Here is a 6,906-nt window from a genome sequence, read left to right as displayed (position 1 = left end):
ATGTAAGAAAACATCACATACTTTTTTTAATAGATATATAATACGGTTTTTTCAAGGAAGTTAGTAGAGAGAAATTCCATAATTGCAGGCTAGATTTCCGTCCATAAACCTCTAACTCTGCAAATCTTTAGGATCATGTCAGTATTCTTACTTGGGTGACATATAAATTCACAAATCGCTGCCGTTAAAGAAGGCTGCATCAATCATTACCTCCAATTGGCTTTTTTCGTAACATCCGTGACATTTTTCTAACAAAAAAAGTGAAGCACGGGTTCTTGGCTTCACTTCATTACATATTAAATATAAGGAGACGATAATATTCTATTGATGATTTTTAAGGATTTATATATATGTACCATGCGATACAATGAGCCTGCATCAGCAAGGTGACTTGTTCCACCAATAGCTCTAAATTGGAGTTTTCATTAAAGATTTTACAACCTTAATATGAACACATTCTTGATTTATGATGACGACATCTTTATCTGTGGGTTGGTTCTTCTTATTGCACAAAACAAAACAAGGATCCCCTTCATATGATGTATTTAAGGAAACAAGCAGATTTTTTTTCAATTGGTATTAATAGTCGGAGAAAGGTTGGGTGCAATAAAATATGAGGCAATATCCATTTCATAATATTCCATTTCAAAATCTCCAGGAAAAAAACATGTCATTTGAAGAGGTATTCGATCACATTGTAGATTTCATGAAATTAGATCCAGCGGGTAACTATCGATTAATGATCGGTACAGATTCGCAAGTACATAAAAAACATACGGTTTTCATTACAGGCATTGTGATCCAGCTGGTCGGAAATGGTGTGTGGGCTTGTATAAGAAAAGTGATGATACCAAGAAGGATGACGCAATTACATGAACGTATTTCCCATGAATTGTCGTTAACTGAGGGGATCGTATCCATGTTTACGGAGGAAAGAAAAAATCAGTTAATCGATATTGTCCTGCCTGCTGTATATCAAGGGGCAACATTCAGCATGGAAGGCCACATTGATATCGGGATTGGAAAACGGAACAAAACAAGTGAGTTCGTAAAAGAAATGGTTGCCAGGATGGAGTCCATGGGAGTGGAACCTAAAATTAAACCGAATGCTTTCGTTGCCTCAAGTTATGCAAACCGGTATACAAAGCAAGAGTAACTGTTGCCAAAAACAAAAGGTTAGACGCCTAAGCGGTGAACATTTGGATTTATCTCTTCCCTCCCTTGTCCGTTTGTCGACAAAAGCCATTTCTAATTTTCACAATAATAGTGATTCGATGTTACACTATTTACAGTTTTTATTATAGAGTTTTCCTTAACGATTTCTACCAAGGGTGTACAAGCTCTAACGGATCGTTATCTAACCAAATTTTGGAGAAGTTACTTTACGATAATGAACTGCATGCAGAATTCCTTAAGAATAATTTACTATTGATCAAAATAACCGATAAAATCCCCTTTGTTTTTATCTTGTAGATATACTACCGTTTCTTTGTCAGAAAATGTAGGCAGGCCAAAATTTTGTTTATATTTCTCAATTCCCTTTCCTGTTATAATAATCCAATCCCCATCCTTCCCTGCTTGTAACGCTTCCTGAATAGCAAAGGTCCTATCTGGAATAACCATCCCATTTCCAGAAGAGTAATCGCATTGAAGTTTATGGAGTGATGTTTCCATCACCTCCATCCCCTCTGTATTCAAATCATCCATCGTCAAAATTGATACATCACTTAGTTCTGAAGATACCTTAACCATTTCTGCCCTTTTGGTTGTATCTCGACCACCACGGAAACCAAAGATATGATAAATCTTTTCTGCCCCGCATTCTTTTGCAGTTTGAAGCATGTGATGAATGGCATCAGCAGTATGTGCATAATCGATGACAATTGTCGGCCCATCTTCTTTTTTATACATTTCAAATATCCCTGGAACTCCAGAAAATCGATTAAGAGAGAAGAGAATATCCTCTTTTTTAATCGGGAACATCTTCGCTACCGAATAGGCTGCGGTTGCGTTATATAAATTATGAAGTCCAGGCAATGGTAAATTGATTTTCACAGATACATGGTTCTCATTCAATGAAATAAAGGGGTTCTTTGCTGTGTTATAATTGGTGATCAATATATCGCACCGCTTGGATTTACCAAAAACGTAGGTACTGACTTTCTTCTCTCGTAAGTATTCTTGTAATTTTTCTCCCCAGAAATCATCTCCGTTAATAATCGCAAGCCCATTGGTTTTTAATTTTTCAAAAAGCAGTAATTTCGCCAGGAAATAATCCTCCATCGTTCCGTGGAAATCAAGATGGTCATGATATAAATTCGTGAAGACGCAGAAATCAAATTCAATTCCTTCTAAACGGTATTGGGCTAATCCATGTGAAGACACTTCCATGATGACAACCATGTCCTCACTAGCAGACAGTAAGGTATTCAATTCCACCGTACCGGGAGTCGTATTATGAGAATCGACTTTGTTTCCATTGATTATATGTTGTATCGTACCTATGACGGAACAGGATATTCCATTCTCTTCTAAAATTTGTTGAAGCATATAACTTGTTGTGGTTTTACCATTCGTACCCGTAATCCCTATCATTATTTTTTGATTGCTGGGATCCCCATAAAACCTTTTAGCGATTCCCCCTAATACTTTGCGGCTGTTCTTCACTCGTAAATGTAATTATGTCCATCTGCCTTATAACCGTTTACAGCAACAAAAATGTATCCATTTTTTATTTCCTTAGAGTTATCGGTTACACCTGTGTGAATATATCTTCAACGTCCTTCGGCAAAACCCAGTCGATTGTGTCTTTTATTATATCCTTAAGGATCATTACCTTTTCTCCTTTATTTTAGCTATTAGCATATTCCAAAATATGCGTCTCAAAAAAAGATTTTTATTAACATGCCATTTTTAGTATTCACCTGCACTCCAAAAATACTTGTCATTCAAGAATTTGTTTGATTGTAAAAATACAACTTTCTTTTATCTAATAACCTGGCAGTGAGAACCTCCTTGTCAAAAGGGTAACCTTTCATTTAAGACAAAAAAGACTGTAGGCACAAGTTGATTGGAGCATAAAAGTGCGGGACTCCCGCTGTAAGCGGTGACCTACGTTCCAATCAACGGATTGTAAAACCCATAAAAAAACTGTAGACAAACTCAATTTTCATCGAGTTTATCTACAGTCTGAGGCAGCCGATTCCGGCTGTCTTTCTTTAGGTTCTTTCTACATAGAATTGAAGACATTGACACACTGCAAGAAACTACCCCATCTTAGGGGAATTCCCTATATTGAAGAATGTAATCTCATAATCTCCAGTCAAGCTAATCACTCCACAACCCTTTTTTTAATGCTTCTATTGAACTTCCACGGATTTCGTTTCCATTTTTTGATTGTACAATGGCAAAATGAAAAACATCCCAAGAATAAAAAAGAAAGCCGCGATTTCAAATATGGCAACGAGTGAAAATTGCTCTTTCAACATACCTGCTGCGCTCATGGTCAATACCATCGAACCAGTGAACAACGGGCTTAAGATTCCATTGACTCTTCCAATGAACTCCCCTTCTGTCCTCTGCAATATCAATGTATTAATTCCGATTTGGATACAAGGCAGCATAAGCCCATTAAAGAATTCGGCGGTAAGTGTAATCCAAAGGTTTGTAGAAAGCCCCATTACCGCTAATCCAATGGCATTCATCAGCATTCCTAAGGCTAATAATCTCTGAGGCGCCACCTTTTTGGCAAAAATCATCACTCCAGCTCCGCCTAAAATCATACCAATGCCATTCACCATGAATAACCATTGAAGATTTTCCTTTGGCAAACCTAATTGTTCAGTAACAAGGAAAATCGAAAGCGGCTGAATGAAACCAAGTCCGAGGCCAGCTGCCAGAAAACATAAACCAAGAAGACTCAGTTCTTTTTTCCTCAACACATATTTCACTCCACTTTTCATTTCCTGCCATATTGTTGTTTTTACGGTATCCGCATCCAGTTTGCGATCTTTTGGAAGGAAAGCCAGCGCACCAGCGGAAAGTAAAAACGCTAGACCAGTAATCCCTATGGAGATGTTGATTCCGAATGATTGGAATGCAAATGTACCGAGGATCGGCCCTAAAACCATGAATACGGCAAATACAGTCTGGTATATTGACATCCCTGATTGAATTTGACTTTCCGGCAAATGCATCTTAAATAGCTTCATGCCCGATGGCTGTGAAAATTGTGAAAGTATCGCAGAAATCAAAGTTGCAAAAAATACCACTTTCCAAGTCCCGAAGATAAGGGCGATAAGCACAGCAAAAACGGATATTGCACTTAAAATATCACACCAAACCATCGTTTTTTTCGGGCTCCAACGGTCCGCAAACGTTCCTCCAATAAATGAAAAAATAAAAATGGGTGCAAATTCCGCTACTGAAATCATTGAAATGGCAAAGGCATCACCATTTGTCTGTTCCATGACGAATAACAAAACGGCAAAATTCCGTACCCATATCCCTATTTGTAAAAATAAGCCTGAAAAGATAATGGCCCGAAATACACGATTTGTGAATATGTTAGGTTCCTTATTACTTAATGGTACAGATACGTTTTTTCCCAATATAAAAACCTCCTATCAAATATCTGGACAGGAGGCAGTACAATACAAATTAAAAAGGCAAAATATCCCCAATGGGAGGAATACAATGATCTTTGTTTGTATTTTTAAGTACAGACTAATCCTATCCAGAAAAAAAGATCGTATTTAACACGCATTTTTTCTTAAAAAATAGGATTAAATGATCATTGTTTAAAGGTCACCCTTCCATTTTTTGTTAAGTTTATAATAATCGAATCATTCACATTAATCAAGGTAAATTTCATAAAAATCATGCTATTTTTTTGACCTAACTTGTTCAAGCCTTGTCTATATGACAGTCATTCTTCAAATGAAGAACCGTTATACCCTTACGCTTCCATTGGCAAGAGCTGTGGCCCTTTGAATGAACGCCTTTTTTTCATGACCCTTTCCCGGAATGGCACAAGTGAAAATGAGGATTCTTTTTAGTTCTCCATCAAACGTTCATGTTTTGGATTTGTCTGTACAAGTAAATGGGAAGATGGCATTTGAATTTGGTGCTCATGTAAGGCAGATATCATCTCAAACCTTACATTTCTTGCTGTTTCAAAGTAATCATCTGGTTTCACAAGCCCCACTAAACATAGCTCATATCCAACATATTTAAGATTCGGATTTAAATCCGTGATGCCGATATATCTAAAATCCTCTTCAGGTGTGCCGTCTTCCAGTCTTAAAAGGCTTTCACCATACTTCTCGTTGCAGATAAGACAGATATCTTCCAACAACCGTTTCACCTTATCAGGATTTTCTTGGTAACTAACCGTGATGCGTTCAATGATTCGCATTTTCCCTTTATTATAATTTTGAATCGTCCTGATTTCACTATGTGGAATGGTCAGCAGTTTTCCTGACCATTCCCGAATCTGCATGAACCGGATTCCGATTTCTTCAACCGTTCCGGAGCTTGTCCCATTAAATGTCACAAAATTCCCCACTCGGAATTCATTATCTGACAGCCTTACAAATCCTAATAAAATATCCTTTAGCATTTGCTGAGCGGCAAATCCGATAACGACCCCTACAATCCCAGCTCCAGCTAAAATTCCTTTAAGGTCTATAAACTGTCCAATCAAATAAATGAGGAAAAGCGCGGAAATGCCGTACCTAAGAGAAGAACGAGTAACCCCCTGTATCGTTTTTTCGACTTCTTCCTCAAAAAAATGGGACCTTCGAAAGAACCATTCAACCAATTTATTCAAAATATAATAAATGGCCAATAACATTAAAGCCAATATAAAAAGCCTCAATAATAAAAATTCTTCCAAATAATCCATAGCAAGCTCAGTTAATTTTAAGATATTCATGTTCTCACCTCAATTTCAACTCTTATTCAGAATCGATTAAAATCCAGTCATCATCCTTGCCTATTATCCCTTTATCAAGTATTAGTCTCGTTTTAAGGCGATAGGAAACACCTCGCTTATATGGCTCATTCAATATAGGCAAACAAAAGTTAAAAGGAATTTCATTACTTTCCCCTGAATTTATTTCTCTTGTTGACAAAATGGTGCTCGTCTTAAGGACTTCTTCCATTCCGGTAGAATGAGTATCCATAATTAAATCACATTCGATCCTCCTTATTCTTTGCTCCAAGGTACCACCCTTAATCAAGAAATAACCATTTATGCATTCACCAGATTTATACGTATTTTTCGGAAGGATTAAATCTATCTGTGCAGACCCTATTCCTAAAAGTAACAAAGATTTTCTCAGTATCAAAGAATACACTCCATTTATCATTATTTTTTTCTTTTATCTTCCAACTACTTAAACATTTCTTGAAAAGTCTTTATACTACAGACCTAAAAAAACCTTTACCCATTTTGGTAAAGGTTTTTTAACAGAAAATAGACCTTTACCACTAGGTAAGGTCTGGCTAACAACGATATGTTGCCAACAACACCGAGAGTATGTTACTCCGTAATGACGACATTGTTGTAAAAGCTACTCCCCTTAGGAGAATATATTCAAGTATATTGTTTATCATACGGTAAGATTGGAAAGATTGTCAAACCTTTATATACTATTAATTTAATAATCTGCCCAAAAATCGGGTTCATTGAGCATATGTTTATCGTAATGAAAATATATTGAATGTACTTGCTTGTTTATCCTAGAGAAAAGGTAATATTGAATATTTCAGAATCGGGTTTTAGGTGAACTTGAAAGGGTAATATGAATATAAGTAAACGCACTCTCACTCATAAATCACTTATGGGCACTTACAATGGGGTGAACCTTCCTTTTAGAAATATTAAAATGAACAGTTTGTGAA

5 protein-coding genes are annotated in these 6,906 nt (G+C 36.6%); 1 reads left to right on the top strand and 4 read right to left on the bottom strand.

The window, feature by feature from the left end; genetic code table 11:
- The first annotated feature begins 667 nt into the window (after nucleotides 1-667).
- A complete protein-coding gene (locus tag ACFWE9_RS25185; protein WP_377359381.1) occupies nucleotides 668-1,156 on the top strand; it encodes a ribonuclease H-like YkuK family protein in 489 nt (162 codons plus the stop codon).
- A 269-nt stretch (nucleotides 1,157-1,425) separates the two neighbouring features.
- On the opposite strand, the gene ACFWE9_RS25180 is transcribed toward ACFWE9_RS25185, so the two are convergent.
- From ACFWE9_RS25180 to ACFWE9_RS25165, 4 genes are all read right to left on the bottom strand, one after another.
- Nucleotides 1,426-2,667 (bottom strand): Mur ligase family protein, encoded by a 1,242-nt coding sequence (locus ACFWE9_RS25180; RefSeq protein ID WP_377359378.1) that lies wholly within the window; start codon nucleotides 2,665-2,667, stop codon nucleotides 1,426-1,428.
- 692 nt (nucleotides 2,668-3,359) lie between these two features.
- Complete coding sequence (locus ACFWE9_RS25175; RefSeq protein ID WP_230156140.1) at nucleotides 3,360-4,565, bottom strand: MFS transporter; 1,206 nt, start codon at nucleotides 4,563-4,565, stop codon at nucleotides 3,360-3,362.
- Nucleotides 4,566-5,053: 488 nt separating this feature from the next.
- On the bottom strand, nucleotides 5,054-5,935 hold the full coding sequence (locus ACFWE9_RS25170; RefSeq protein ID WP_377359376.1) for a mechanosensitive ion channel family protein: 882 nt from the start codon (nucleotides 5,933-5,935) through the stop codon (nucleotides 5,054-5,056).
- A 22-nt stretch (nucleotides 5,936-5,957) separates the two neighbouring features.
- Complete coding sequence (locus tag ACFWE9_RS25165) at nucleotides 5,958-6,350, bottom strand: sporulation protein (protein ID WP_230155917.1); 393 nt, start codon at nucleotides 6,348-6,350, stop codon at nucleotides 5,958-5,960.
- Nucleotides 6,351-6,906: the final 556 nt, after the last annotated feature.

This window comes from Peribacillus sp. NPDC060253 (assembly GCF_042727425.1).
GTDB lineage: Bacteria > Bacillota > Bacilli > Bacillales > DSM-1321 > Peribacillus.
The sequence above is the reverse complement of the archived record's forward strand: the minus strand, read 5'-3'. Positions and strand labels throughout refer to the sequence as shown.

Coding starts and splice junctions, on each gene's coding strand:
- ACFWE9_RS25185 (WP_377359381.1), top strand. CDS start 668: ATGTCATTTGAAGAGGTATTCGATCACATTGTAGATTTCATGAAATTA.
- ACFWE9_RS25170 (WP_377359376.1), bottom strand. CDS start 5,935: ATGAATATCTTAAAATTAACTGAGCTTGCTATGGATTATTTGGAAGAA.